This window comes from Streptomyces sp. P17 (assembly GCF_032436805.1).
Taxonomy (GTDB): domain Bacteria; phylum Actinomycetota; class Actinomycetes; order Streptomycetales; family Streptomycetaceae; genus Streptomyces.
The window spans coordinates 1-299 of record NZ_JAVRBF010000569.1 but is presented as its reverse complement, the minus strand read 5'-3'; the positions used below and the strand labels follow the sequence as shown (position 1 = coordinate 299).

The window sequence follows — 299 nt, the reverse complement described above, 5'->3', positions numbered from 1 at the left end:
TAAATTTTTCACCTTGATGAAAAGCTAAAAGGGCTGGTGTGTTTTCCAGCATAATCAATTTCGGTGATAGTTCTTTAATAGCACGAGTTAAATGGGATAAAGCATAGTCTTGTTCTCCTTGAGACCCTGTTTTACTCCCAGCCAAAGAAAAAGGTTGAAATGGAAAACTACCAGATAAAAGATCGACGTGAGTTAGATAGTAGAAAAATCAACATTAGAGATATTGTCTTCTACTAAATTCCAATTCGGGCGGTTTGTGCGAAGTGTGTCACAAGCCCTTGGATCTAAATCGTTTAAAA

1 pseudogene is annotated in these 299 nt (G+C 36.8%); it reads right to left on the bottom strand.

The features are described from left to right. Window positions 1-178: pseudogene (locus RMT89_RS46280) on the bottom strand (DNA cytosine methyltransferase); the annotation flags it as partial. Window positions 179-299: the final 121 nt, after the last annotated feature.